The 26,556-nt window shown below is 70.8% G+C and carries 22 protein-coding genes and 1 tRNA gene; 7 read left to right on the plus strand and 16 right to left on the minus strand.

Annotation, left to right across the window (positions count from 1 at the left end):
• The first annotated feature begins 6 nt into the window (after window positions 1-6).
• Window positions 7-687 (plus strand): glutathione S-transferase family protein, encoded by a 681-nt coding sequence (locus tag V4F39_RS07300; RefSeq protein ID WP_332288654.1) that lies wholly within the window; start codon window positions 7-9, stop codon window positions 685-687.
• Here V4F39_RS07300 and trmB read toward each other — a convergent pair whose 3' ends face one another.
• The 4 genes from trmB to V4F39_RS07320 all read right to left on the minus strand — a co-directional run bounded on the left by trmB (window position 688) and on the right by V4F39_RS07320 (window position 5,827).
• Window positions 688-1,392: a tRNA (guanosine(46)-N7)-methyltransferase TrmB gene (gene trmB / locus V4F39_RS07305; RefSeq protein ID WP_332288655.1), complete on the minus strand. Its 705-nt coding sequence runs from the start codon at window positions 1,390-1,392 to the stop codon at window positions 688-690.
• A gap of 78 nt (window positions 1,393-1,470) precedes the next feature.
• A complete protein-coding gene (locus V4F39_RS07310) occupies window positions 1,471-4,185 on the minus strand; it encodes a response regulator (RefSeq protein ID WP_332288656.1) in 2,715 nt (904 codons plus the stop codon).
• On the minus strand, window positions 4,182-5,030 hold the full coding sequence (locus V4F39_RS07315; RefSeq protein ID WP_332288657.1) for a hypothetical protein: 849 nt from the start codon (window positions 5,028-5,030) through the stop codon (window positions 4,182-4,184). The genes V4F39_RS07310 and V4F39_RS07315 overlap by 4 nt, the downstream gene beginning before the upstream one ends.
• A 26-nt stretch (window positions 5,031-5,056) precedes the next feature.
• Window positions 5,057-5,827, minus strand: coding sequence for a substrate-binding periplasmic protein (locus V4F39_RS07320; protein ID WP_332288658.1), 771 nt, complete (start codon window positions 5,825-5,827; stop codon window positions 5,057-5,059).
• Window positions 5,828-6,054: 227 nt separating this feature from the next.
• Here V4F39_RS07320 and V4F39_RS07325 point away from each other — a divergent pair, with 227 nt between their 5' ends.
• Window positions 6,055-6,696 carry an NAD(P)-dependent oxidoreductase gene (locus V4F39_RS07325; protein WP_332288659.1) on the plus strand — a complete coding sequence of 214 codons (642 nt, stop codon included), beginning with the start codon at window positions 6,055-6,057 and terminating at the stop codon, window positions 6,694-6,696.
• Between the two features lie 5 nt (window positions 6,697-6,701).
• Here V4F39_RS07325 and V4F39_RS07330 read toward each other — a convergent pair whose 3' ends face one another.
• The 4 genes from V4F39_RS07330 to V4F39_RS07345 all read right to left on the minus strand — a co-directional run bounded on the left by V4F39_RS07330 (window position 6,702) and on the right by V4F39_RS07345 (window position 10,262).
• Window positions 6,702-7,688, minus strand: a complete 987-nt coding sequence (locus V4F39_RS07330; RefSeq protein ID WP_332288660.1) for an isopenicillin N synthase family dioxygenase — start codon at window positions 7,686-7,688, stop codon at window positions 6,702-6,704.
• 32 nt (window positions 7,689-7,720) lie between these two features.
• Entirely contained in the window at window positions 7,721-8,206 is a 486-nt protein-coding gene (locus V4F39_RS07335; protein ID WP_332288661.1) for a nucleoside deaminase, read from the minus strand.
• 8 nt (window positions 8,207-8,214) lie between these two features.
• Window positions 8,215-9,240 carry an ABC transporter substrate-binding protein gene (locus V4F39_RS07340; protein ID WP_332288662.1) on the minus strand — a complete coding sequence of 342 codons (1,026 nt, stop codon included), beginning with the start codon at window positions 9,238-9,240 and terminating at the stop codon, window positions 8,215-8,217.
• 98 nt (window positions 9,241-9,338) lie between these two features.
• The gene (locus tag V4F39_RS07345; protein WP_332288663.1) at window positions 9,339-10,262 is read right to left on the minus strand and encodes a LysR family transcriptional regulator; all 924 of its coding nucleotides are present in this window, start codon (window positions 10,260-10,262) and stop codon (window positions 9,339-9,341) included.
• 59 nt (window positions 10,263-10,321) lie between these two features.
• Here V4F39_RS07345 and V4F39_RS07350 point away from each other — a divergent pair.
• Together V4F39_RS07350 and V4F39_RS07355 are read left to right on the plus strand one after the other, a co-directional pair.
• A tRNA-Gly gene (locus tag V4F39_RS07350) sits at window positions 10,322-10,395 on the plus strand.
• 368 nt (window positions 10,396-10,763) lie between these two features.
• Window positions 10,764-11,681, plus strand: coding sequence for a GGDEF domain-containing protein (locus tag V4F39_RS07355; RefSeq protein WP_332288664.1), 918 nt, complete (start codon window positions 10,764-10,766; stop codon window positions 11,679-11,681).
• 34 nt (window positions 11,682-11,715) lie between these two features.
• On the opposite strand, the gene V4F39_RS07360 is transcribed toward V4F39_RS07355, so the two are convergent.
• Both V4F39_RS07360 and V4F39_RS07365 read right to left on the minus strand, forming a co-directional pair.
• Window positions 11,716-12,615, minus strand: coding sequence for an aspartyl/asparaginyl beta-hydroxylase domain-containing protein (locus tag V4F39_RS07360; RefSeq protein ID WP_332288665.1), 900 nt, complete (start codon window positions 12,613-12,615; stop codon window positions 11,716-11,718).
• A 19-nt stretch (window positions 12,616-12,634) separates the two neighbouring features.
• A complete protein-coding gene (locus V4F39_RS07365; protein ID WP_332288666.1) occupies window positions 12,635-14,107 on the minus strand; it encodes an NAD-dependent succinate-semialdehyde dehydrogenase in 1,473 nt (490 codons plus the stop codon).
• 94 nt (window positions 14,108-14,201) lie between these two features.
• Here V4F39_RS07365 and V4F39_RS07370 point away from each other — a divergent pair, with 94 nt between their 5' ends.
• The 3 genes from V4F39_RS07370 to alaS are packed head-to-tail and all read left to right on the plus strand — an operon-like array spanning window position 14,202 to window position 17,525.
• Window positions 14,202-14,465 carry a type II toxin-antitoxin system Phd/YefM family antitoxin gene (locus V4F39_RS07370; RefSeq protein WP_332288667.1) on the plus strand — a complete coding sequence of 88 codons (264 nt, stop codon included), beginning with the start codon at window positions 14,202-14,204 and terminating at the stop codon, window positions 14,463-14,465.
• A complete protein-coding gene (locus tag V4F39_RS07375; RefSeq protein ID WP_332288668.1) occupies window positions 14,462-14,857 on the plus strand; it encodes a type II toxin-antitoxin system VapC family toxin in 396 nt (131 codons plus the stop codon). The genes V4F39_RS07370 and V4F39_RS07375 overlap by 4 nt, the downstream gene beginning before the upstream one ends.
• Window positions 14,858-14,885: 28 nt before the next feature.
• The gene (alaS, locus tag V4F39_RS07380; RefSeq protein WP_332288669.1) at window positions 14,886-17,525 is read left to right on the plus strand and encodes an alanine--tRNA ligase; all 2,640 of its coding nucleotides are present in this window, start codon (window positions 14,886-14,888) and stop codon (window positions 17,523-17,525) included.
• Window positions 17,526-17,556: 31 nt separating this feature from the next.
• Here alaS and V4F39_RS07385 read toward each other — a convergent pair whose 3' ends face one another.
• The 6 genes from V4F39_RS07385 to cydD form a co-directional block, all read right to left on the minus strand.
• Entirely contained in the window at window positions 17,557-20,082 is a 2,526-nt protein-coding gene (locus V4F39_RS07385) for a chemotaxis protein CheW (protein WP_332288670.1), read from the minus strand.
• Window positions 20,083-20,202: 120 nt separating this feature from the next.
• Window positions 20,203-20,325: a cytochrome bd-I oxidase subunit CydX gene (cydX, locus tag V4F39_RS07390; RefSeq protein ID WP_332288671.1), complete on the minus strand. Its 123-nt coding sequence runs from the start codon at window positions 20,323-20,325 to the stop codon at window positions 20,203-20,205.
• Window positions 20,326-20,351: 26 nt separating this feature from the next.
• On the minus strand, window positions 20,352-21,506 hold the full coding sequence (cydB, locus tag V4F39_RS07395; protein ID WP_332288672.1) for a cytochrome d ubiquinol oxidase subunit II: 1,155 nt from the start codon (window positions 21,504-21,506) through the stop codon (window positions 20,352-20,354).
• Entirely contained in the window at window positions 21,503-23,104 is a 1,602-nt protein-coding gene (locus V4F39_RS07400) for a cytochrome ubiquinol oxidase subunit I (RefSeq protein ID WP_332288673.1), read from the minus strand. Before V4F39_RS07400 ends, cydB begins: the two co-directional genes overlap by 4 nt.
• A gap of 27 nt (window positions 23,105-23,131) precedes the next feature.
• Window positions 23,132-24,856, minus strand: coding sequence for a thiol reductant ABC exporter subunit CydC (cydC, locus tag V4F39_RS07405; protein ID WP_378235071.1), 1,725 nt, complete (start codon window positions 24,854-24,856; stop codon window positions 23,132-23,134).
• Complete coding sequence (gene cydD / locus V4F39_RS07410) at window positions 24,853-26,553, minus strand: thiol reductant ABC exporter subunit CydD (protein ID WP_332288674.1); 1,701 nt, start codon at window positions 26,551-26,553, stop codon at window positions 24,853-24,855. The genes cydC and cydD overlap by 4 nt, the downstream gene beginning before the upstream one ends.
• Window positions 26,554-26,556: the final 3 nt, after the last annotated feature.

The following is a 26,556-nucleotide window of genomic DNA, read 5'->3' on the forward strand; positions in this document are numbered from 1 at the left end:
GACACCATGCTGCAACTCGTGATCGGCAACAAAAACTATTCGTCGTGGTCCATGCGCCCCTGGGTGTTGCTGCGGCACTTCGGCATTCCGTTCGAGGAACGCCGGCTGCGCTTCGACCAGGATCCGGGCGCCGCCTTCTTCACGGAGCTGGCCAGGATCTCGCCGGTCGCCCGCGTGCCGGTGCTGGTCGACGAGGGACTGGCGGTGTGGGATTCGCTCGCCATCGTCGAGTACCTGGCGGAGCGCCACCCCGAGCACCCGGTGTGGCCGCGCGCTCGCGGGGACCGTGCCCGCGCGCGCAGCCTGTGCGCCGAGATGCATGCCGGCTTCGGCGCGCTGCGTGAGCACTGGCCGCAGAACATCGAGGCCTCGCTGCCCGACGTCGGCGCGCGCGTGCTGGCCGCGCAGCCCGGCGTACGGCGCGACCTGGACCGCATCGTGCAGATGTGGTCGACGGCACTGCAGGCCAGCGCAGGGCCGTTCCTGTTCGGCGACTTCAGCGCGGCCGACGCGTACTACGCGCCCGTGGCCGGCCGGCTGCGCACGTACGGCGTGGCGCTGCCCGAAGCGGTGCAGGCCTATGCCGACCGCGTGTGGGCCTCGCCCGGCGTGGCGGCCTGGGTGGCGGAGGCCGTCGCCGAGCGCGACTTCCTGCAGTTCGAGGAGCCGTACCGCACGGCGCGCTGATCAGGCCGTGGCTGCGGCGGCCGGTGTGCGCGTGAACACCAGGTCCCACACGCCGTGCCCCAGCTTCAATCCGCGCTGCTCGAACTTGGTGAGCGGGCGGTAGTCGGGCCGCGGCGCGTAACCCTCGGCCGTGTTGCGCAGCGCGGGTTCGGCGCCAAGCACTTCCAGCATCTGCTGCGCGTAGTCTTCCCAGTCGGTTGCGCAGTGCAGGTAACCGCCCGGCGCGATGTGGCGCACGAGCCGGGCGACGAACTCGGGCTGCAGCAGGCGCCGCTTGTGGTGGCGCTTCTTGTGCCATGGGTCCGGGAAGAACACGTGCACCCCGGCCAGCGAGGACTCGGGGATCATCGTGCGCAGCACTTCCACCGCGTCGTGCTGCACGAGCCGCAGGTTGGTCAGGCCCTGTTCGCCGATGTGCTTGAGCAAGGCGCCGACACCCGGCTCGTGGACCTCCACGCCGATGAAGTCGGTGTCCGGCCGGCCGGCCGCGATCTGCGCCGTCGCGCCTCCCATGCCAAAACCGATCTCCAGCACCACCGGGGCCCGGCGGCCGAACACGGCGGCGTAGTCGAGCGGATGCGGGCCGTAGGGCAGCAGGAAGCGCGGCCCCAGTTCCGCAAGCGCCCGCTGCTGGCCCGTGCCCATGCGGCCGGCGCGCAGCACGAAGCTGCGGATGGGGCGGCGGGGGGCGAGTTCGTCGGTCATGGCGGCAGGATCGGCAGGGGCACGGATGCGAGGGGCGGCATTGTCTCGCAGCGGCCGGCCGCCTGCGTCCGGCGCGTGTCACGGCAGCGTGTCGAGGCCCTCGAGGACGATCGCCACCTCCTGGGCCAGCACCTCCACGGCGGCCTCGATGTCACCGCGCGCGGCGTGGCGCCGCAGCGCGTCCTCCAGCGCCTGCGCCGCGAGCTCCACGCCGCGGGCGCCGATCGTCGCGGCGGTGCTGCGCAAGGTGTGCACGACGCGAGCCGCCGAGGCGCCATCGCCCGCGTCGTGGGCCGCGCGGAATTCGTCGATCACGTGCCGCTGGCCCTGGCCGAACATGCGCAGCATGCGCCGGTACAGGCCTTCGTTGCCCAGCGTGCGGGCGCGACCGGTATGCAGGTCGATCCCGGGCAGGGCGTCGAGCGGCGGCAGGCCGGCCGCGGTGCCGGGGGGCGCCGGCAGCACCGGCGGGTCGGCGGGGCGCAGCCAGCGGGCGAGGGTGCGGTACAGGTCGTCGACGTCGATCGGCTTGGCGACGTGGTCGTTCATGCCGACGGCCAGCACCCGCTCGCGGTCGCCGGTCATCGCGTTGGCCGTCATCGCGATCACCGGCAGCCGCTGCCAGCGCGGGTCGCTGCGCAGTCGCCGCGTCGCCTCGTAGCCGTCGGTGACGGGCATCTGGCAGTCCATCAGGATGCCGTCGAAGGTCTGCTCCTCCAGCCGCTGCAGCACCTCGTCGCCGTTGGCGGCCACCGTCGTGACGATGCCCACGCGGTGCAGCAGCTCCAGCGCGAGTTCCTGGTTGATGTCGTTGTCCTCCGCCAGCAGCACGCGCAGGCCCCGCAGGCGCTCGCGCTCCCCAGGGGTGGTTTCCTTGCGGGCCACCGGCTGGCCGCGCGATTCCGCACGGCCGAGCGCGGCGCAGCAGGCGTCGAACAGCGTGGACGGCGTCACCGGCTTGGTCAGCACGGCGCAGACCGCCACATGCTGCTGCCGCATGCGTTTGAGCACCTCGTCGCGGCTGAACGCCGTGACCATGAGCACGTCGATCGGCGCCGTCGCGGCCTGGCGAAGCCGCACCGCGCACTCCACACCGTCCATGCCCGGCATCTTCCAGTCGAGCAGCACGATGTTGAAGGGCCGGCCTTGGCGTTGCTCCCGGGCGACCGTCTCGATCGCCGCTTCCCCGCTGCCGACCGCCGTCACGTCGAAGCCGAACTGGGCCGCCATCGCCACCAGGATGGTGCGCGCGCTCTCGTTGTCGTCCACCACCAGCAGGCGGCCGCCCAGCGGCGGTGTCCCCGCCGCTGGCGGCACGGGGGACGAGCGGGGTGAAGCCGCCACGCCCAGCCGCAGCGTGAACGAGAAGCGGCTGCCCGCGCCGAGCTGGCTGCGCACCTCGATGTGCGAGCCCATCAACCGCACGAGCTGCTGGCTGATCGCCAGGCCCAGGCCGGTGCCGCCATAGCGGCGCGAGGTGGTGGTGTCGGCCTGCGCGAACGGCTGGAACAGCTTGGCTTGCTGCGCCTCGCTGATGCCGACACCGGAATCCTCGACCCAGAAGCTCAGCAGCACGCTGCCGGCGTCGCGCTCCAGCTCCTCGATGCCGATGACGACCTCGCCGCGCGAGGTGAACTTGACGGCGTTGCCTGCCAGGTTCACCAACACCTGCTGAAGGCGCAGCGGGTCGCCGACGAGCATGTCGGGCAGCGTTGGGCTCTGCCGGATGAGCAGCTCGATGTCCTTCTCGTCGGCCTTCAGGCTGATCATGTCGATCAGCGCATCGATCGTGTCGATCAGGCTGAACTCGACCGATTCGATCTCCAGCTTGCCGGATTCGATCTTCGAGAAATCGAGGATGTCGTTGATGATGCCCAGCAGCAGCTTCGCCGAGGTGTGCACCTTCTGGATGTAGTTGGTCTGCCGGGCATCGAGGCCGGACTGCAGTGCCAGGTGCGACATGCCGATGACCGCATTCATCGGCGTGCGGATCTCGTGGCTCATGTTGGCGAGGAACTCGCTCTTCGCGCCGTTGGCCAGCTCGGCCGCCTCCTTCTCGATGGCGAGTTGCTGGCTGAGGCGCTCGGATTCGCGCCGGCGTTCCATCTCGGTGCGCAACGAGACGCGCATGCCGTTGATGGCGCTCGCCAAGGCGTCGATCTCATCACGCTGGTGGCGCCCGCGATCCGGCAGCTTGAGCGGGCTGTCGAGGTTGTCGATGGTCATCTTCGACGAATAGGCGGCGATGTGGCTGAGATGCCGCGTGATCAGCTGGCGCATCGCCAAAATGATGGCGAAGGCCAGGACGGCCGCGCGGACGATCTCGGTGATCACGATTGCCGTGCCGGTCTGCCACAGGCGGCCATGCAGGCCCTGCAGCGACGCTTCCACGTGGAGCTGGCCGATCGAATGGGTCTGGCGCCTGTCGAGCGGATCCGTGTAACGGAGTTCGAACTCCCTGCGCAGGGATGAGCCGTCGTCCGCGTCGTCCGGGACCGCGGCGCCCGCTGCACGCGCCTGCCAGGGCAGGTTGCCGCTCAGGCGGGCGTGCACGATGTCGGGCAGTTGCGCGATGCCGTCGAGCTGCTTCTCGACCAGGTTCTGGTCCAGCAGCCAGACATTGGCGGCGAGCGCGGGCACATGGCTGTTGGCGATGATGTCGAAGGTGTCTTCGATCGCACGCACGCCCGCCCGGTAGCCGCTGTGGATCTGGTATGCCGCCGAAACCGCCGCGATGACCACGCTGATCGCGAGGATCAGCACGGTCATGCGCCGGGTGATCGAAGGCGTCATCGAAGCGGCGACGGCGTCCGCGGCGGCGTCATCTGTGTGTATCGGTCGACAATTTGTTGGAAGGCGCCCGTGCTTTTCATCGTTTTGAGCTGATGTTCGAGGCGTTGCATGTCGCCGGCGGAGCGGCCGACGGCATGCACGCTCACCGGTTCGCGAAAGATCTCGTGGAAAGTGACTTTTTCTGCATAGTCGATGCCCGGAGTATCACTGTCTTTGCGGGCCGCCAGCACTTTGCGGTGGTAGTGGAAGATGTCCCGGTCGATCAGGATCACGTCGACCTGTTCCTGCCAGAAGGCCTGGTTCTGGGCGAGCCGGTTCTGCGTCTCCGCGTAGGCGGGCGAGTCGGCCAGCAGGTGGCGGTGAAAGCGGTTGAAGGCCGGCCCGAGCAGTTGGTGCGCCCCGCCATAGGCCAGCACACGCTTGCCGACCAGATCGCGGAAGCTGTCGATGCGCAGGCCGAGGCGCGCCTTGGTGACGGCCACGTCGTGGAACTCGTAGAGCTTCACCGCCGGGTAGCGCGTGGGCGGGCCGGCCTGGGCACCCACGTACATCGACAGGTTCGGGAAGCGGGCCAGCGGATCGAATTCCAGCTGCAGGTTCGGGAAGAAGCGGGGCACCATCACCCGGCCGTCGGCCTGCAGCGCCATGCGCATGAGGTCGACGAAGATGCCGTCGCGGGCGAACTCGTCGGCAAACGGGGGGATGTTGCGGATGAAGCCGACCTCGGCCTGTCCGGCAGCGGCGGCCCGGCGGCCGGCGGCGGCCAGGCTGGCGGCGAGTGCTGCGGCGAGGGCGCGCAGCGCCCCGCGCCGTGTGCCCTCGCAGGAGAGGCGGGCGGGTTCCATGCGCATCCGGCTGGGGGTGGAGGAGGCTACAGCCCGAACTGGCGACGGAATCGGGTGGTGATGCGGTCGTACTCGCCGCTCGCCTTGATCGCGAGCAGGCCTTGCTCGAAGGTGGCGGCCAGCGCCTCGCCGCCGGCCGCCTGCTTGGAGAACGCGATCCAGAATCCGTCGGTCTGCAAGGTCCCGACGAGCTTGACGCGGCCCTGCAGCGCGGGGGTATTGGCGATGCGCATGTAGCCCGGCATGGTGTTGAGCAGGATGTATTCCACGCGGCCGGCCGCCAGCATGTTCAGCAGGTTGGCGTCGGAATTCGCGCTCTGGCGGGTGATGCGCGGGTTGGTCATGAAGCTCGTAGGGTAGGTGTAGCCGGCGGTGATGCCGACCAGCTTGCCCTCCAGGTGCTTCTCGGTGAGGCCGGCGCGGGCCGCGTCGCTGCGCGCGAAGATGGCCAGGTCTTCATGGAAGAGCGGCGTGGCATGCCAGTGGTAGGTGTTCCGGTTCGCTTCGGTGATCGTGGCGTTGAAGCAGCCCGCCACGCGCCCCGTCTCGGCGTACATCAGGCAGCGCGAGAAGGGCACCACCAGGAAGTTCACCTCGATGTCCTGGGTGCGGAAGGCGGCGCGCACCAGGTCCGGAGACAGCCCTTCGACGCCCGAGCGATCGGCCTTCATCGACGAATAGGGCGCCCAGTCGTCTTCCGCGGCGAGGGTGAGGGTCCGCTGCGCCTGCGCGGCCGTGATCAGCAGGCCCAGTGCGAACGTGAGGAGGATGCGCAGTGTCATGAGAAGTCGGTTCACGAAGAGGCAGCCATGCTGCCGGGCGGCGTGTACTGCAACCCGTGGCCGACCCGCTGCCACGACGCGATCGAGTAGACCGCAGCCGTTTTGCGATGTCCAGCCAATCCCTCGGCGGCCAGACTTTATCTTGAAGGCTGGCTTCATGGTCATGGAAGCCTGGGCAGACTTCCCGAGTGATTGTGAAGATCCTATCGTTCCAGCCTGATGCAACCCGTTGGATGGAACCCATGAAGATCGCACTCATCGGCGGCACCGGCTTTGTCGGCTCGGCCGTGCTGGAAGAACTGCTGCGCCGCGGCCACGCCGTCACCGCGCTGGCCCGCAACACCGGCAAGTACGCCCCGCGTGAAGGCTTGGCGGTGGTGCGGGCCGACGCGCTGGACGCCGGCCAGGTGTCGGCCGCGGTGGCCGGCCAGGATGCCGTCGTCGACGCCTACAACCCGGGCTGGACCGAGCCGCAGATCCACGACCTGTTCCTGCGCGGCACCGACGCCATCCTCGACGGCGTGCAGGCCGCGGGCGTGAAGCGCGTGCTGGTGGTGGGCGGTGCCGGCAGCCTCTACGTGGCGCCAGGCCTGCAGCTCGTCGACACGCCGGAGTTCCCGGCCGCCTACAAGCAGGGTGCGCTGGCCGCGCGCGAGGCGCTGAACCGCATCCGTCAGCGCGGCGCGCTGGACTGGACCTTCCTGTCGCCCCCGATCGGCCTCGCCCCGGGCGAGCGCACCGGCGCCTACCGCGTGGGCACCGACGACGTGCCGATGGACGGCGGCCAGCCCGCCGGCATCTCGGTGGCCGACCTGGCCGTGGCCATCGTCGACGAGATCGAGTCACCGCGCCACGTGCAGCGCCGCTTCGTCGCCTACCGGTAGGCGGGTCAGTACTTGGCGAAATTCGCGTTGACGCGGCGGTAGAGGTAGTCCTCCGCCGTGATCGGCTCGTACTTCTTCGCGGGGCCCTGGACCACCACGTCGCGGTTGGCCTGCGCGAAGAAGGCCAGGCTGTAGCGCGCACCCTGGTATTCGTGGGGCTGCGGGTTCTTCACGCGGTGGAAGTTCGACGGCAGCTGGTCGTCGCTCCAGCGCATCAGCATGTCGCCGATGTTGCAGGTGATGACGTCGTCCGCCGGCTCGATCGGCGTCCACGCACGGCTTTCCATCTCCTTGCCCGGCAACACTTGCAGGCCGCCCTGGCCGGTCTGCTGGAACAGCAGCGTCAGGCAGTCGTAGTCGGTGTGCGCACCGGCGCGCCACAGGCCCATGTGGTCGCGCTGCTCCGGCGGGATCGCGAAGTAGTGCAGCAGGCGCAGCGTGCTCTGGTAGGCCGGCACGCTCGGGTCGTGCGCCTTGGTGAAGAAGTCGGTCTCGAAGCCGAGGCGGTCGGCGAAGCACGACAGCACGCGCATCGCCACTTCCCAGCAGCGCGCTTCGAACGCCAGCATGGTCTGTTCGAAGCCGGGCAGCACGGCTTCGCCCGGCCACAGGCCGTCCATGTGCGGGCGGGTGATCTGGTACGACTCCTTCTGGTCCGGCGTGCCGGTCGAGGGGCGCACCTGGGCGCGGCTTTCCCAGCCGGCGTTGAAGGCCTTCTTCAGCGGGTGGCGCGCCTTCACGCCGTCGGGCAGCGCGAAGAAGGACTCGGCCGTCTTGAACGCGCGGCGGATCTCGGCCACGTCGATGCCGTGGTTCACGAGCTGGAAGAAGCCGATGTCGACCGACGCGGCCCAGAGCTGCTCGGTGATCTCGGCCTTGCGGCGGTCGAAGTCCGACAGGTCGATGCGGCGGATCTCGCGGGTGCTGGTTTCCGACCCCATGGACCCCATGCGGGACTCCTTGGCCAGTTCTTCAAGAGAGGCGACGGTCATGGCGTTTGCTCCAGTTCCATTAAAGGCGGGTCTCAGAGATTCCAGAAGGCACGGTGCGGCGCGGCGGCCTCGTCGAGCAGCGCGGGGCCGAGGGTCTCGATGGCATGGGGCGCGGCGGCGAACACGTCGCGGCACGACATCTGCACGTCGCCCGCGCCGGCCTGCGTCGCGCGGAAGGTGCGCAGGCTGACGGCGTCGATGCCGAACACCACGCGGCGGATGTTCGACCAGAAGATCGCCCCGGCGCACATCACGCAGGGCTCGCCGGAGGCGTACATCGTGGCGCCGGCCAGCACGTCGCGGCCGTGCTTCGGGCTGGCGATGCGCAGCGCGTTGACCTCGGCGTGCGCGGTGCAATCGCCGGTGGCGGCGTTGTCGTTGTGCGCCTCGGCCAGTACCCGGCCGTCGGCGGCCACCACCACCGCGCCGAAGGGCCGGCTGCCTGCGCGCGAGGCGAGGGTGGAGAGCTCGATCGCGCGGCGCAGATAGCGCGCGTCGTTGTCGTTCAGCGTGTCCATGGCCGGTGTCAGGCCTTGAGCAGGCGCTCGGCCTTCGGCGGCAGGAACGACAGGTTGTAGATGCCGTCGGCGCTGGGCGCCTGCTTCAGGCCGAAGGTCTGGCTGACCTCGGCCACCTGCTGCGCCACCAGCTCGGGGCGCACGTCGCCCAGGCCGTGGGCGCGTGTGTCGGCAGCGGTGATGTAGCGCGCGGTGATCTTGAAGCGTTCGGCCTCGACCTTCTCGTCGATCATCGGTTCGCGCCGCTTCACGTAGGCCATGGCGGCGACCGGATCGGCCAGCGTTTCCATCAGCGCGCGGTTCGTCGCCCGCAGGAAGCCGCGCACGAGGTCGGGCTTCTCGGCGATCAGCCTGCTCGAGGCGAGGATCGCGTTGCCGTACAGGTTGAGCCCCGCCTCCGCATACGACAGCACGCTGAGCTGCGCCGGGTCGAGCCGCTGGAAGAGCGACAGCGCCGAATCGTGGAAGTAGGTGGCGCCGTCCACGTCGCCGCGGATGATGACGTTGTCGCGCTGCGAGAAATCGGTGGTGACCCACTCGAACGCATCCACCTTCATGCCGGCGTGCTTGGCGGCCATCGGCCAGGCGCGGCGGGTCGATTCGACCGCGGCGGCCGCGATGCGCTTGCCCTGCAGGCTCTTGAAGTCGGTGGTGATGCCGCGGTCCTTGCGGCCGATGATCACGAAGGGCGCGCGGTTGTAGTACTGGTAGACCGCCTGCACCAGCGGTGCGCCGGGCTGTGCGGCATTGAACTCCACCAGCGCGCTGATGTCGCCGAAGCCCATGTCGTAGGCGCCGCTGGCGGTGCGGGTGATGGCCGCGACCGAGCCGTTGCCGACGTCGAAGCCCGGCTCCAGCCCTTCGGCCGCGTAGTAGCCCTTGTGCAGCGCCACGAAGAACGGCGCCACCTGGCCGCTGATGCGGAAGTCCAGCGTGAACTTGAGCTTGGCGGGATTCGGCTGCGACAGCACGGCCGGGGCGGCCAGGCCGGCGACGCCGGCGGTGCTGAGTTGCAGGAAGTGGCGGCGTTGCATGGCGGTGGCTCCTGGATGGCTGCTGCTGAAGGGCAGTCTAGGAACCGGGCCTCCATGGCAGAAGGCCGCCGCCGGCCATACCCGGCATAACAGGTCTGTTATGCCGCCATCGATTCCGCCTCGGCATGGACCTGCTGGCGCAACCACCGGCTGGCTGCGCTGGTGTGGTTGCGCTCGTGCCAGAGCTGGTAGAAGCGCATCGGCGGGATCTCCGACGGCGCGCGCACCACGCTGATCGGCCAGGTGGCGGCGTAGTGCTCGGCGAAGCGGCGCGCGGTGGTGAACACGAGGTCGGTCGACAGCAGCACGTGCGGAACGAGGTTGAACTCGGGCACCGTGGCGGCGATGTGGCGCTGGTAGCCGGTCTTGGCGAGCTCGCCGTCGATCGGGCCGGTGCGGGGCGTGGCGCTGGCCGCGGGCGCGAGGTGGCGCATGCGCAGGTAGCGCGCCAGCGGCAGGCGGCGGTCCTGCTCCAGCGGATGGCCGCGCCGCATCATGCAGACCACCTCGTCGGTGTAGAGCGCGCCGATGCGCAGGTCTTCGCGGGGGCGCGGGTCGTTGCTGATGACGAGGTCGACGCCGCCGTCGTCGAGCGCCTGTGCCACGTCGAAGGCGGGGTTCGACGGCCGCACGTGGGCGCCGATGCGTGTGCCCGCGCCGGTGAGTCGCGCGATCACGCCGGGCAGGAAGGTGGGCGGCAGGCAATCGGCGCACACGATGTTGAAGGCGCGTTCGGCCGCGGCCGGGTCGAAGCGGGAGACGCCTTCGAGCCTGGCCACTTGGCCGAGGATTTCGCGCAGCGGTGCCTTCAGCGCCGCGGCCCGCTCGGTCGGCACCATGCGCCCGCCGCTGCGCACCAGCAGCGGATCGGCCAGCACCTCGCGCAGGCGCTGCAGCTTGCGGCTGATGGCCGGCTGGGCCTGGCCTGCGCTCTCGGCCACGCGCGTGATGCTGCACTCCTGGAGCAGCAGGGCGAGCAGCCGCAGGTCGTTGAGGTTCAGGGAATGCAGGTCGTCGGGCATGCCGCGATCATCGCAGTGCCGGGCCCTGCGCATTCAGGCTATAGAATGCGCGGCGCTACGCGGGTGTAGTTCAATGGTAGAACGGCAGCTTCCCAAGCTTCATACGAGGGTTCGATTCCCTTCACCCGCTCCAAACACCACCTTCCAGAAGCGGCCCCCGGGGCCGCTTTTTTGTGGCTTGCGAGCCCCCGCCCAGTTCGCGGCCTTGCGGCGGCGGGCCATCATCCCCGCGGCGCCGAGGCCGGTGGTGTGAGCAGTTTTCGGATAGGTCAAGCCCTGTTGCTGTGCCCATGGTGTCGTTCATTGCATGGCGGATCGACCCGTGCATGGCGCCTGTGCGCCCGGCACCTCGCGGGCACGCGGCGCATGCGTCATACACTGTGGAATAAGCACGCTCCAGGTCGGGCGGACCGCGCGCGGTTCGTGGCCGGCCGGGAGCCATCCTCTGGTATGCGCGCAGCGCGAGGCCGATGCCTTTCGTGCGCCTGATTCGCAAGTCGCATGAGCACGACGTACCAACTGCTGACCATCGGTCCGGTACCGGATGACCTGGCCGCCTCGGCATGGGGGCCGTTCGAGGCGACCGCCTGCACCTTCGAAGGCGCCAATGCGGTGCTGCATGAGCAGGCCTTCGATGCCGTGCTGATGTGGCTCGACGAAGACGAACTGCAGCAGCTGCCGTTGTGGCCGGCGCTCTCGCATGCCGTGCTCGACGCGGCGGTGTTGGTCGTCTCGCCGCAGTTGTCGCCGCTGGTGGCCATGCGCCTGCTGCAGGCCGGCGTGCAGGACGTGCTCGCGCCCGGCGAGGCCGAGACGCTGCCGCGCCGGCTGCGCCTGGCGATCGAGCGCAAGCAGCTCGACCGCACGGCGCGCAAGGCGCATGCGACCGACCTCGCCACGGGCCTGCCCAACCATGCGCAGCTGCTCGAGCACATGACGCACCTGCTGGCCCTGCGTGAGCGCGAGCCCGCTCCGATGGCCCTCGTCGTGCTGCGCATCGAAGGATTCGCCACCGCGTCGGCGCGGCTGGGCGTGGAGTCGGCCAACGTCCTGCGGCGCAAGGTGGCCGTGCGCCTGCGCGCGGGGCTGCGGGCGAGCGACGTGGTGGCCTCGGTGGGCAACGACGTCTTCGCCGTCCTGCTGGCCTGGATCGACGCGCCGACCGATGTGCCGGGCGTCGTCCACAAGCTGGTGCAGTCGCTGCAGCAGCCGTTCAGCGTGACTGGCCGCGACGTGGCCGTCGCCGTCAGTGCGGGCGTTGGCCACTATCCGGAGCATGGCAAGGATGCCGGCGCTCTGATGCGGCGTGCGATGGGCCAGGCCACGGGCGCGGCGCCGGTGGGCCGCGCAGGCTTCGCGAACCGCGTGGAGCGCGGCCCCGCCGCGGCGGCCAACGACGAGGATGCGGCGCCGGCGTAGGCGCCGTCCGCCGTCCGCCGTCAGCGGCGGCGCGTCACCAGAAGAGCATCCAGGCGACGGCCGCGATCAGCGCCCATTTGCCGGCGTAGTACAGCGTGCGGTTCGACGCCTTCAGCGCCTTCGCCTTCAGCCGGGCCTGGTAGGCGTGCTGGAAGACGCGGTTGATGCCGCCGACCGCCTCGGCCTCGGTGTTCTGGCTGGACGCCGCCGCCATCACGTGCTTCGCGAAGAAGCGGTTGAACCAGCGCAGCGGCGCCCCGTGCAGCGGCCGCTCCACGTCGCAGAACAGGATCACGCGCTGGTGCTGCGTGGCGTTCTCGGCATGGTGGATGTAGGTCTCGTCGAACATCACCGCCTCGCCGTCGCGCCAGTGGTAGCGCTGGCCGTCCACGTCGATGTAGCAGCCCGGGTCGTTCGGCGTGACGAGGCCCAGGTGGTAGCGCAGCGAGCCGGCGTACGGATCGCGGTGGCGCACGAGCTTGGCGCCCGGCGGCAGCGAGGCGAACATCGCCGCCTTGATCGTCGGGATGCTCTTCAGCAGCGCCACGGTCTGCGGGCACGCGGCCTGCGCGGAGGCCAGGTCCTTGCCGTACCAGCTCAGGTAGAAGCGCTTCCAGCCGGTGCGGAAGAACGAGTTGAAGCCGATATCGTTGTAGGCGCCCGCGGCGCGGATGTCGCCCGCCTCGTTCAGGCGCATCGCCTCGTCGCGGATGGTCTGCCAGTTCGCCTTCAGCACCTCCAGTTCGGGAAAGTCCTTTGCGTCGAGGTACGGCGTGGCCGGCGTGCGCGAGAACAGGTACATCAGCGCGTTGACCGGCGCCAGCAGGATCGTGAAATCGAGTGCGCGCTTCAGGCTGAACCGCACCCGGCCGCGATAGTGGATATAGAGCGCCGATGCGAGAAACACCAGCAGGACGGCGTGCCGAACTTCCATGACTGCCTCAAGCGTCGGGTTACTTCTGGATGTCGCCCAGGCAGAGGTACTTCACCTCGACGTAGTCGTCGATGCCGTGGTGCGAGCCCTCCCGGCCCAGGCCCGACTGCTTCACGCCGCCGAAGGGCACTTCGGCGGTGGAGATCAGGCCGGTGTTGATGCCGACGATCCCGTATTCCAGCGCCTCGCCCACGCGGAAGATGCGGCCCACGTCGCGGCTGTAGAAGTAGCTCGCCAGCCCGAACTCGGTGTCGTTAGCCAGCGCGATGGCCTCGGCTTCGGTCTTGAAGCTGAACACCGGCGCCACGGGGCCGAAGGTTTCCTCGCGCGCGCACAGCATGTCGCTGGTGGCGTGGGCCAGCACGGTGGGCTCGTAGAAGCGGTCGCCGCTTTTGCGGCCGCCGGTGAGCACGCTGGCGCCCTTGGCGACGGCGTCGGCCACGTGGCGTTCGATCTTCTCGACCGCCGCGTCCTCGATCACCGGGCCGATCGTCACGCCGGCCTCGAAGCCGTTGCCCACCTTCAGGCCCTTCACCTTCTCGGTGAGCTTCTGCACGAAGGCGTCGTACACCGTGTCCTGCACGTACAGGCGGTTGGCGCACACGCAGGTCTGGCCCGCGTTGCGGTACTTGCTGGCGATGGCGCCTTCCACCGCGCTGTCGAGGTCGGCGTCCTCGAACACGATGAAGGGCGCGTTGCCGCCCAGTTCCAGACTGAGCTTCTTGATCGTCGGGGCGCACTGGCCCATCAGGATGCGGCCTACCTCGGTCGAACCGGTGAAGGAGAGGTGCCGCACCACGTCGCTGCCGCACAGCACCTTGCCGACGGCGGCCGAATCGCTGCTGGTGATGACGTTGAGCACGCCCGCCGGCATGCCGGCGCGCTGCGCCAGCTCGGCCACGGCCAGCGCCGACAGCGGCGTCAGCTCCGCCGGCTTGATGACCACCGGACAGCCGGCCGCCAGCGCGGGCGCGACCTTGCGCGTGATCATCGCGATCGGGAAGTTCCACGGCGTGATGGCCGCGCACACGCCCACCGGCTGCTTGATGACGAGGAAGCGCTTGCCGTTGTCGTTGGTCGGGATCGTTTCGCCGTACACCCGCTTGGCTTCCTCGGCGAACCATTCGATGAAGCTGGCCCCGTACACCACCTCGCCGCGCGCCTCGGCCAGCGGCTTGCCCTGCTCGGCCGTCATGATGCGGGCGAGGTCGTCGGCGTTCTGGTTGATCAGCGTGAACCAGCGCTGCAGGATGGCCGCACGCTCCTTGGCCGTCTTGGCGCGCCAGGCCGGCCAGGCCTTGTCGGCCGCGGCGATGGCGGATTCGGTCTCGGCCGGGCCCAGGTCGGCAACGTCGACCAGCTTCAGGCCCGTGGCCGGGTCGGTCACGTCGAACCGCGCGTCGCCAGGCAGCCATTCGCCGTTGACCAGGCCGTCGGTCTTCAGCAGGCTGGGGTCGTTGAGTTCGGCGAGCGGGGTGGTCTTCGTATCCATTGGAGTCTCCTGTGCAGGCGGCACTGTAGCGTTGGCACCAAGGCCTTGCCGCGGACGCTAGAATCTGGTTGATTCAACCAATTGGGGTGCTGCCATGGCGTCCATCGGCTTGTTCGAGGCCAAGACCCACCTGTCCGAGCTGGTGGCCCGGGCGGAGCGGGGCGAGGAAGTCGTCATCACGCGGCACAACCGGCCGGTGGCCAAGCTCGTTCCCGTCGATGGCGTGCCGGCCGACCTGGTCGAGCGCCGCCGTGCTGCACTGATGCGCATGGGCAGCATCGGGCGCGAAGTCGCGCGCAACGGCGGCCCCGTCACCCGCGAGGAGATCCTCGAGTGGGTGCATGAGGGCCGGCGGTGATCGTCGTCGACACCTCGTATTCGCTGGCTGCCGTGATGCCCGACGAGACCCGCCCTGCCAGCCTGGAGTACGCGCTGCAGGCGCGCCTGCTGGTGCCCGCGATCTGGCCCCTCGAGGTCGCCAACGCACTGCGCAACAGCCTGCGGCGAGGACGGCTGGACGCCCAGCAGCTGCCCGCGCTGTGCGAGACGCTCGAGGCGCTGGAGGTCGAGGTCGAGCAGCCATCGCCCTCGCCGCTGCGGGGCGTGCTCGAGGCCGCGCAGCGGCACGGCCTGACGCCCTACGACGCGAGCTACCTCGAACTTGCCCTGCAGCGCCGCGCGTCGCTCGCGACGCTCGATACCCAGCTTGCCGCCGCCGCCCGGCGTGCCAACATTCCCGTGCTCGATTGAGCCCGTCCTGCTTTCCACTGAGACCGACATGAAAGCCTCCGCCATCCGCTCCACGTTCCTGAAGTTCTTCGAATCGAAGGGGCACACCATCGTCAGCTCCAGCCCGGTGGTGCCGGGCGACGACCCGACGCTGCTGTTCACCAACGCCGGGATGAACCAGTTCAAGGATGTGTTCCTCGGCTTCGACAAGCGGCCGTACACGCGCGCCACCACGGCCCAGAAGTGCATCCGCGCCGGCGGCAAGCACAACGACCTGGAGAACGTGGGCTACACCGCGCGCCACCACACCTTCTTCGAGATGCTGGGCAACTTCAGCTTCGGCGACTACTTCAAGAAGGACGCGATCGCCTACGCCTGGGAGCTGCTGACCGAGCACTTCAAGCTGCCGAAGGAGAAGCTCTGGGTCACCGTCTACTCCGAGGACGACGAGGCCTACGAGATCTGGAACAAGCAGGTCGGCGTGCCCGCCGAGCGCATCGTGCGCATCGGCGACAACAAGGGCGGCCGCTACATGTCCGACAACTTCTGGATGATGGGCGACACCGGCCCCTGCGGCCCCTGCACCGAGATCTTCTACGACCACGGCCCCGAGGTCGCCGGCGGCCCCCCGGGCAGCCCGGACGAGGACGGCGACCGGTACATCGAGATCTGGAACAACGTCTTCATGCAGTTCAACCGCACCGAAGACGGCGTGATGCACCCGCTGCCCAAGCCCAGCGTCGACACCGGCATGGGCCTGGAGCGCGTGACGGCGGTGCTGCAGCACGTGCACAGCAACTACGAGATCGACCTCTTCGTCGCGCTGCTGGCCGCGGCCAAGGCCTCGGTCGATGCCGCCGGGGCGGGCGACTGCGACAAGGACAGCCCGTCGCTGAAGGTCATCGCCGACCACATCCGCGCCTGCTCGTTCACCGTGGCCGATGGCGTGATCCCCGGCAACGAAGGCCGCGGCTACGTGCTGCGCCGCATCGCGCGCCGCGGCATCCGCCACGGCTACAAGCTCGGTGCGCGCAAGCCCTTCTTCTACACGCTGGTGGCGGCGCTGGTCGAGCAGATGGGCGAGGCCTACCCGGAGCTGCGCCAGCAGCAGGCCCGCATCACCGAGGTGCTGAAGCAGGAGGAAGAACGCTTCTTCCAGACCATCGCCAACGGCATGGAGATCCTGGAAAGCGCGCTGGCGAACGTTGAAACCGCTGGCACCAAGGTGCTCGACGGCGAACTGGCCTTCAAGCTGCACGACACCTTCGGCTTCCCGCTCGACCTGACGGCCGACGTGTGCCGCGAGCGCGGCGTGACGGTGGACAGCGCCGGCTTCGACGCCGCGATGAACCGCCAGCGCGAGCAGGCGCGTGCCGCCGGCAAGTTCAAGATGCAGGCCGGCCTGGAGTACAGCGGCGTGCCCACCGCCTTCCATGGCTACGACGGGCTGACGCACGAGAACGCGAAGGTCACCGCCATCTACGTCGACGGCACGCCGGCGCAGAGCGCCAGGGCCGGCGACGACGCGGTGATCGTGCTCGACCACACGCCGTTCTACGCCGAGAGCGGCGGCCAGGTGGGCGACACCGGCGAGCTGCGCAACGGCAGCAGCCGCGTGCTGGTGGAAGACACGCTGAAGATCCAGGCCGACGTGTACGGCCACCACGGCCGCGTGGTCGAGGGCGAGGTGAAGGTCGGTGACGTGATCAATGCGAAGGTCGACACCGAGCACCGCGCCAAGACCGTGCGCAACCACAGCGCCACCCATCTGATGCACAAGGCGTTGCGCGAGGTGCTGGGCGCGCACGTGCAGCAGAAGGGCTCGCTGGTCAATGCGGAGCGCACGCGCTTCGACTTCGCGCACAACGCGCCGCTGACGCCCGAGCAGATCGCCAAGGTCGAGGCCATCGTCAACGCCGAGGTGCTGGCCAATGCCGACACCAGCGCGCGCACGATGCCGATCGACGAGGCGCAGAAGCTCGGCGCGATGATGCTGTTCGGTGAGAAGTACGGCGACGAGGTGCGTGTGCTCGACATCGGCTCCAGCCGCGAGCTGTGCGGCGGCACGCACGTGCAGCGCAGCGGCGACATCGGCCTGTTCAAGATCGTGGCCGAAGGCGGCGTGGCCGCCGGCATCCGCCGCGTGGAAGCAGTCACCGGCGACAACGCGCTGGCCTACCTGCAGTCGCTGGAACACACGGTGGACGGCGTGGCCTCGGCGCTGAAGGTCACGCCGGCCGACGTGCCGGCGCGCGTGGCCGCGGTGCTCGACCAGGTGCGTTCGCTCGAGAAGGAGATCGCCGCGCTGAAGGGCAAGCTGGCCTCCGCGCAGGGCGACGAACTGCTGGGCCAGGCGGTGGACGTGGGCGGCCTGAAGGTGCTGGCCGCGCGCCTGGAAGGCGCCGACGCGAAGACGCTGCGCGAGACCATGGACAAGCTGAAGGACAAGCTCAAGTCCGCCGCGATCGTGCTGGCCGCCGTCGACGGCGACAAGGTGCAGCTCGCCGCGGGCGTGACGGCCGACAGCGTCGGCAAGCTCAAGGCCGGCGAGCTGGTGAACTTCGTCGCCCAGCAGGTGGGCGGCAAGGGCGGCGGCAAGCCCGACATGGCGATGGCCGGGGGCACCGATGCCAGCAAGCTGCCCGCGGCGCTGCAGTCGGTGCGCGGCTGGGTGGCCGAGCGGGTCTGACGCGGCGCGGCGGGCGCGGCGGTCCGCGGGGTCAGGCGATGGCCGCCGCGGGCTCGTTCGACGTCGCCTGCCACAGCAGCCGGGCGTCGAGCAGCGTGAGCATCTGCAGGCCCGTGCCGCGCACCAGGCGCTCGGGGCCGCCGGGCAGCGCCTGCACCGCGTCGGCCGGCACCTCGAAGACGGGGCCGAGGGCGTGCACCCTCAGGGCCAGCCGATGATGGCGTGCGGCCTGCACGACCACGAGCGGGGCGTCCGCCGGCGCCGGCGCCGCGCTGCCCCGTAGCAGCGCCAGATCGAGCACGGGCAGCCACTCGTCCTCGAAAGCAAGCAGGCCCGGCAGGTGCCGCGGCGTGCTGGGCAGCGGTGTGAACCGCGCCGTGTCGGGCGCCTGGATCACCTGGTCGGCCGGCAGGCCCAGCCAGGTGTCGTCGATGCGGAAGCCGGCCACCTGCAGTGCCTGCGCGCCGCGCGCGTGCGAGGCCGAAGGGGCGTGCGTGAAGACCTCCAGCGCCGGTGCCGCCTGCGGCAGCCGATCGCCCAGGCGCGTCAGCACCAGCGCGCCCACGTCGTCCTGCGGCGCGCGCGGCGCGACGGGGTATTCGCGGTAGCCGCCGGCCATCGCGTAGCCGGCGGCATGGGCGACGCCGTCGAGGTCGATCACCGCGCTGCCTGCCTCGCCCCGTTCCAGTGAGGCCCAGCCCGGCGGCAGCGGCGCACTGCTGCCCACGGCGAACCGCTCGTCGCTGCTGGCGACCACGGTGCCGCTGCGGCTCACCAGCAGTGCGCAACTGGCGGCGCCGTGGGGCAGCGCGTCGGCCAGCATCGCGGCGAACTGCGGTGCGCCGTCGAACACGATCGCGATGCCGCCGAGGGCCCGGCCGCCGTCGTCGCGCACGCAGGCGCCGTACACATAGGTGGGCCGTCCGCCGTAGAGCGTGCTCGGCAGGTGCCGCGATACCGCGTGGCTCTGGCTGTCGCGGGCGGCCAGGGTGTCGGCCACCCAGGGCTCGTCCAGCACGCGGCCCTGCCAGTGCGCAGCGGCCGGGTCGGACACGGCCACCACGCAGCCGGCCGCGTCGAACAGCACCAGCAGCGAATACACCGTGTACAGCCCATTGATGTGGCGCAGCACCGCGGCGGCGCGCTGGATCGACCGGGTCTGCGGCGGCTCGGCGAGCGTTTCGCGCAGCACGCCGTCGAGCGCCCACCACCGGCAGTCGTTCGCACGCTCGTAGAGGTTGCGGTCCATGATGTCGATGGCCAGCCGGGCGTGGTGGCGCGCCTGGTCGAACACCGCGGCCAGCGTCGCGCGGTACAGGTTGCCGATGGCCTGGTCGAACACGCCGCGCAGGCGCTCGCCGGTCTGGCCCACCTCGTTCAGCAGCGTGTCGGCGAAGGCTGCGTCGACCGTCGCCGTTGCGCGCTGCCGGCGCAGCCTGCCGTTCCAGAGCAGGCGCGACAGGTCCTGCTCGATGCGCCGGGCCTGCGGGGCGATCGCCAGCAGCCCCGCATCGAACAGGCCCCGCGTGTCGAGCCGCGTGGCCAGGCTGGCGATGCCGTCGTTCGCGTCGTCGGCCTGCAATGCTTCGAACGCCTGGTCGATGGGCGCCAGCGCGAGCGCCGACCAGCCGGGGCCGTGGTAGCCCTCGTAGCCGGTCGCGTTCGCCGCGACGGCGAGGTAGTCGCGCCCGGCGAAGCGCAGGCGGGCTGCGCCGGCGGGCCGCAGCGGCGCGCCCGCGGGCAGTTGCCAGGGGTCCGAACTGGCCACGACCCGGCCGGCGGCGTCGACCAGCACCAGCACGTCGGCGTCGTCGCCGGCGAGCAGTTGCCGGAAGACGCGGTGCATCTCGTCGTCGAGGCGGAACGACAGGCACAGCACGCCGGCCACGCCGCCCGCCGGGCCGCGCACGGCGCTGGCGTAGAGCAACCCGCACCGGCCGCCCAGCAGGGGCGTCGGCCCGTGGTGCTCGACGTAGCCGCCCTGGCGCAGTGCGCGGGTGAACCACGGTGCGTCGGCGATGCCCGGCAGGTCGGTGTCGACCGTGCGGTCCAGCCTCGCCAGCACGCGGCCCGACGGCGACAGCACGACGATGTCGTCGTATACCGAGTACTTCGCGACGTAGGCGCGGAAGCGCGCCTCGATCGCGCTGCGGTCTGCGTCGGGCACCGGCGCGTCGCCTGCGTGGAAGCGCTGCGCGTGTGCGCACAGCGCGCTGTCGGTCGACAGGAAGCCGACGTCGGCCGTGCGCTCGAAGAGGTTGCGCACCAGGATGTCGATCGCCACCTGTGCACGCCCTTGCAGGCGGTGGCGCAGGTTGGCCAGGGTGCGGCTGGCCAGCGCATCGAGCAAGGTGGCCCCGAGCGACGCGAACGCGCGGCGCGTGTCGCCGATGTCGGGCACGGTACCGCTCATCTGGCCCAGCAGCGCGAGGCTGTCCCACACGTCCTGCAGGCGCTGCAGGTTCTCACGGTGCTCCTCGACCGTGGGCATGCGCGCCACGAATGCGGCGACGTCCGGGGAGAACGGAACGCCCCGGTGGAGGATCTTCTTGGACATGGCAACGGCCCCCAACATCGGCCGGCGGGTACTGCGATTACGTGGCAGGCTACGCGCCGCCATGCGGGCCGATCTGCGGAAAAGCGGCGCAAAAAGGGGCCGGCCGTGCCGCCGGCGGCGTCAGTCGTGCGATGCCGAGCCGCGCCGTGCCTCGTCGTCCTCCATCAGTTCGTACCACATCGCATTGAGCACCGCGAAGGTGGCGGCCAGCGGCAGGCCGAGCAGCCAGGCGAAGTACCACATGGTCGGGTTCCTTTCTTCTTGCCCGTTCAGTAGGCGTGGGTGTGCGGGTCGTCCAGCGAGGCTTCGTCGACCTTGCCCCACAACACGTGGTAGACCCAGCTCGTGTAGGCCACGATCAGCGGGATGAACACCGCGGTGACGACCAGCATGATGAAGAGCGTGAGGTGGCTCGAGGACGAATCCCACACGGTGAGGCTCGCGCGCGGGTCGGCCGACGACGGCAGCAGGAACGGGAACATCGACACGCCGACGCTCAGGATGATCCCCGTCACGCCGAGCGCGCTCGACAGCAGCGCGAAAATCTCGCGCCGCGCGCGCAGGCCGATGAAGGCCATGGCCGCGCCCACCAAGCCCAGTGCCGGGGCGGCCCACAGCGCGGGGTGCGCGCGGTAGTTGTCGAACCAGGCGCCCGCGGCCGCCACCGCCACCTTGCGCAGCGGGTTGGAGGGGCCGAGCGTGTCGACCTCGCTGGTGATGCGGTAGCCGGCTACCCCCTGCGCCAGCCACAGGCCGCCCAGCGCGAAGAGCACGAGGGTCGCCACCGCGGCGATGCCGCCGTAGCGACGCGCCCGGTCGGCCACGGGGCCGGAGGTCTTGAGCTGCAGCCAGGCCGCGCCGTGCATCACCAGCATCGCCACCGAAACGCCGCCGCACAGCAGCGCGAACGGGTTCAGCAGCCCGAAGAACGTGCCCTCGTAGGTGATGCGCAGTTCGTCGCTCAGCCGGAACGGCACGCCCTGCAGCACGTTGCCGATCGCGACGCCGAAGATCAGCGCGGGCACGAAGCCGCCGATGAAGAGCGCCGCGTCCCAGCCCCGGCGCCATGCGGCGCTGTCGCGCTTGCTGCGGAACTTGAAGCCCACCGGCCGCAGGATCAACGCCGCGAGGATCGCGAACATCGCCAGGTAGAAGCCCGAGAACGACACCGCGTACAGCGGCGGCCAGGCCGCGAACACGGCACCGCCGCCGAGGATCAGCCACACCTGGTTGCCTTCCCATACCGGGCCGATGCTGTTGATGATCACGCGGCGCTCCTTGTCGGTGCGCCCCGCGAAGGGCAGCAGCATGCCGGTGCCGAGGTCGAAGCCGTCCATCACCGCGAAGCCGATCAGCAGCACGCCGATCAGTGCCCACCAGATGAAGCGCAGCGTGTCGTATTGGAGGTATTCGTGCAGGATCATGCGGTGTGCTCCACGGCTTGCGGGGGTTGCGGGCCGACCAGCGGCGACAGCAGCGCGGCGCCTTCGCCGCGATCGGGGTGGGGGCCCTGGCGGATGGCCTTGAGCATCAGCTTCATCTCGATCACCAGCAGCACGGTGTAGATGAGCACGAAGCCCACGAGGGTGGACAGCACCGTCGCCACGCCCAGGTCGGAGACGGCGGCCGCGGTGGGCAGCACGCCCTCGATGATCCAGGGCTGGCGTCCGAACTCGGCCACGATCCAGCCGGCCTCCGCCGCGATCCACGGCAGCGGGATCGCGAGCACCGCCAGCTTCAGCAGCCATCGGTGGCGGTCGAGCCGCCGGCGGGCCGAGAGCACGAAGAACGTGGCGGTCAGCACGATGAAGAACATGCCCAGTCCGACCATGACGCGGAACGACCAGAAGAGCGGCCAGACCTGCGGCACGGTGTCCCAGGCGGCCTTGTCGATCATCTCGGGCGTGGCCTGGCGAGGGTCGTCGATGTAGCGCTTGAGCAGCAGCGCGTAGCCCAGCTCGAGTCCGTGCTCCTCGAAGGTCTTGCGCACGTCGGGCGGGATGGCCGAATCGCGGCCGGCCGCACGCACGGTTTGCAGCGCGTCGTAGGCCAGCACGCCGTTGTGGATGCGCTCCTTCGCACGTTCCACCAGTTCGTGGATGCCGGGGATCTCGGTGGTGAGCGACCGGGTGCCGATCAGGCCCATCACGATCGGGATGTGGATCGCGAAGTGCGTCTCGCGCGCGGCCTGGTCGGGGAAGCCGAAGGCGGTGAAGGCGGCCGGCGCGGGCTCGGTGTGCCACATCGCCTCGATCGCGGCGAGCTTCATCTTCTGGTGCTCGGTGCTGAGGTAGCCGGATTCGTCGCCCAGCACCACGACCGACAGCGAGGCGGCCAGGCCGAAAGAGGCGGCGATCGTCATCGAGCGCTTGGCGAGCTGCAGGTGCCGGCCCTTGAGCACGTACCACGCCGACACGCCGAGCACGAAGATCGCCGCCACCACGTAGGCCGCCGACACCGTGTGCACGAACTTGGCCTGCGCCACCGGGTTGGTGAGCACCGCGAAGAAGTCGGTGACCTCCATGCGCATGGTCTGCGGGTTGAACTGCGCGCCAACCGGGTTCTGCATCCAGCCGTTGGCGATCAGGATCCACAGCGCCGAGAAGTTGGAGCCGATGGCCACCGCCCAGGTGGCGATCAGGTGGCCGACCTTCGAGAGCTTGTCCCAGCCGAAGAAGAAGAGGCCGACGAAGGTGGCCTCGAGGAAGAAGGCCATCAGCCCCTCGATGGCCAGCGGCGCGCCGAACACGTCGCCGACGTAGTGGCTGTAGTAGCTCCAGTTCATGCCGAACTGGAACTCCATCACGAGGCCGGTGGCCACGCCCATCACGAAGTTGATGCCGAAGAGCGTGCCCCAGAACTTGACCATCTGCCGCCATACCGGGCGGTCGGTCATCACGTACACCGTCTCCATGATCGCGAGGATGACCGCCAGGCCGATCGTCAGCGGCACGAAGAGGAAGTGGTACAGCGCCGTGATCGCGAACTGCAAACGCGAGAGCGCAACGATGTCGAGGTCCATGGTGGAGTGCCTTCCGTGGGGTCGGTGTCAGTCGGGCCGGAGGGTGGCGAGGGTCGTGTCGAAAAGGGGGTCGCCGCGGCGCAGGTCGGCGGCAATGCGGCCGTTGCGCATCACGAGCAGGCGATCGGCCAGCGCGGCTTCACGCTGCAGGTGCGTGGCCATCAGCCAGGCCGGGCCAGCCGATGCGCCGGCGCGGGCCGCAAGGCGCTGCAGCACGTCGTGCGCGGTCGCGGCGTCCAGGCCTTCGGTGGGTTCGTCGAGCAGCCACAGCGGCACGCGCCGCAGCAGCAGGCGCGCCAGCGCCAGCCTGCGCTGCTGGCCGCCCGACAGGCCCAGGCCGCCCTCGCCGAGCGGCGTGTCCAGGCCCTGCGGCAGCGCGGCGACCACCTCTGCCAGTCCCGCGGCCTGCAGGGCCTGCAGCAGGCGGGGGTCGTCGGCGGCGGGGTCGGCGAGGCGGAGGTTGTCGCGCAGGCTGTCCTGGAAGAGCTCGGTGCGCTGCGTCAGCAGCGTGTGGGGCAGCGCCTGCAGGCGGCCGCGGCGCGGTGCCAGTTCGCCGGCGATGGCGGCCAGCAGGGTCGACTTGCCGCTGCCGCTGGGGCCGACGAGCGCCACGCGTTCGCCCCGCGCGATCGACAGCGACACGTCGTGCACCGCGGCGGCCGGGGCGTCGGCATGGGCGACGGTGACCGACTGCAGGCGCAGCGCGCCATCCCCGGCCGGTGCCGTGTGCGCGGCCTCGGGTGCGGCGTCCGGCCGCAGGCGTGGCGCCAGCCGGCGCGCGGCCAGGGCGCAGCGGCCGAGCTCGACGGCGCCGCGGCGCAGCGCGGCAAAGGGCTCCATCGCCCCCAGCACCATCAGCACCGCCAGGGCGGCGAGTGGCACGCCGATGCGGCCCGCCTCGACGAGCGCTGCCGCCGCGAGCAGGGTGCCGGCCAGCAGCAGCGTGCCGGTGGCGCCGAGGGCCATGCCGGCGCGCACGTCGAGCCGGTGGAGTGCATCGTCGGCCTGCGCGAGCCGCCGGTCGGCATCGGCCACGGACCGGCACTGCGCCGCCAGCCGGCCCGCCATCGCCAGCGTGGCCTGGCCGGCCACCAGGTCGACCGTGCGGGCGCGCAGGGCCTCGACCGCATGCGCGCGCCGCCGAGCCGGCCGGTCCGCCCGGCGGGCGGCGGCCAGCGGCACGCCCAGGCCGGCACCGGCCAGCACGCCGCCGAGTGCCAGCCCCAGCAGCGGATGCAGCCACAGCCCCACGCACAGGCCGACGACGAGCGCTGCGGCGATGCCGGCCACCGCGGGCACCAGCACGCGCAGGTACAGCGTGTCGAGCGCGTCGATGTCGGCCGTCAGGCGGAACAGCAGGCGCGCCGGCCGCGCCAGCAGGCTGCGCGCGGCCGCCGGCTTCGCCCAGCCGAGGAACAGCCTTTCCCTCAGGGCGGCCAGCACGGCCAGCGTCGCGTCGTGGGTGACCAGCCGCTCGCCGTAGCGCGAGGCGGTGCGGCCGAGCGCGAACAGCCGCACCCCGGCCCCGGGAGCGAACAGGTCGAATGCCCAGGCGGTGGCGAGCGACAGCCCCGCCAAGCCCGTGGCGGTGATGAACCAGCCGGAGAGCCCCAGCAGCCCGATGCCGGCCGTGACCGTCAGCGCGGCCAGGGCCGCGCCCCCGATCAGCATGCGCCGGCGTTCGGAGAAGAAGAGCCGCAGCACGGCGCGCAGCGCGGCGTGGCGGCCCCGGCGTGCGCGTGCGCCCGTCATGCCGTGCTCCCCTCGACGGACGTGTCGTGCAGTGGGACGGCGCGGTCGAGCCGCGCGGCGAGCACCGGGTCGTGCGTGGCGACGATCAGCGTCCGCCCCTGGGCCAGCATCAACAGCCGCTCGGTCACCTCGTCGGCCGTGGCGCGGTCGAGGTGCGCGGTGGGTTCGTCGACCAGCAGCAGGTCGGCTGCCGGATCGGCCGCGGCGCGGGCGATGGCCAGGCGCAGCGCCTCGCCGCCCGAGAGGCCGACGCCGCCTTCGCCCAGCGGCGTGGCGGCGTGGGCCTGCGCAACGTGGCGCAGCGCGGCGATGTCGAGCGCCTGGGCGACGCGGGCGGCGCCGATGCCCGGGCGGCCGAGCGCGATGTTGGCTTGGACCGTACCGGCGAAGAGGTGCGTCGCCTGGCCGATCCAGGCGATCCGGCGGCGCAGCGCTGCGGCGTCGGCGGACGTCAGCGCCTGTCCGCCGATGGCGATGCTGCCGGCGTCGGCCGGCACGAGGCCGGCGATCAGCGCCAGCAGCGTCGACTTGCCGCTGCCGCTCGGCCCGACCAGCGCCAAGTGCTCGCCGGGCGCCACGTGCAGGTCGAAGCCGCGCAGCACGTCAGTGGCCGCGCGGGCGTGTCGGAAGCGCAGGCCGTGCACCTCGACGGCCGGCGGGCGCGGGTGGTGCACCGGCAGCGCATCGGCCGCAGGCGATCCTGCGCCGCCGGGCAGCGGCACGCCGTCGTCCGCCAGCGCGGCCAGCGAGGCCAGCGCCGCCTGCCCGGCGGCGCGGTCGTGCCATGCCGCCGACAGGTCGCGCAGCGGCTCGAAGAACGCCGGCGCCAGCAGCAGGACAAAGAGCCCCTGGCCGAGCGACAGCCGCCCGCCCCAGGTGCCGGTGTCGAACTGACCCAGCAGGTGCAGCCCCGTGTACACCGCCACGGTCGCCACGCCGAGGGCGGCGAACAGCTCCAGCACCGCCGACGACAGGAACGCGATGCGCAGCACCGCCATCACGCGCTGGCGCAGCTGGTCGGCCGAGGCGCGCAGGCGCCGGGCCGTGGCTTCCACCGCACCCATCGCGCGCACGGTGGCCAGCCCGCGCAGGCGGTCGAGCAGGAAGGCGTTCATGCCGCCCAGCTCGACCAGGTGCGCCCGGCTGGCGGATTCGGCACGCCAGCCGATCAGGGCCATGAACAGCGGAATCAGCGGCGCCGCCAGCAGCAGCGCGAGCGCGGCCAGCCACGACAGCGGCGCCACGGCGGCCAGGATCGCCGGCATCACCACCATCACGCGCAGCCGCGCCGGCTCGAAGCGCGAGAGGAAGGGCACCAGGCTTTCCGCCTGTTCGGCCAGCACGCTCGCGGCCAGCCCCGAGGCCGGGCGGGCGGCATCGAGCGGCGAGCGCTGCGCGAGCGCCGCGGTGGCGCGATCGCGCAGCGCCGTCAGGTGACGCCGCGCGGCCCGGAAGCTGCCCCGTGCGCCCGCTGCGTCGAGTGCGCTGCGCAGCAGGCCGAACAGCACGACGCCGCTGGCCGGCGCCCACGCCTGCGCGAGCCCGCCGCCGTCGGCCAGCCGCTGCAGCGCCCACGCGAGACAACCGGCCTGCGGCAGCCAGAGCAGCGCCGCGGCGGCCTGCAGCCAGGCCCCCGCGCGGGAGACAGGGGGCAGCTCGGCAGGCCCGGGCGGCGCAGGAGGGGGCTGCGTGGCCATCGC

The organism is Aquincola agrisoli (assembly GCF_036621135.1).
In the GTDB taxonomy this organism is placed as follows: Bacteria; Pseudomonadota; Gammaproteobacteria; order Burkholderiales; family Burkholderiaceae_C; genus Aquincola; species Aquincola agrisoli.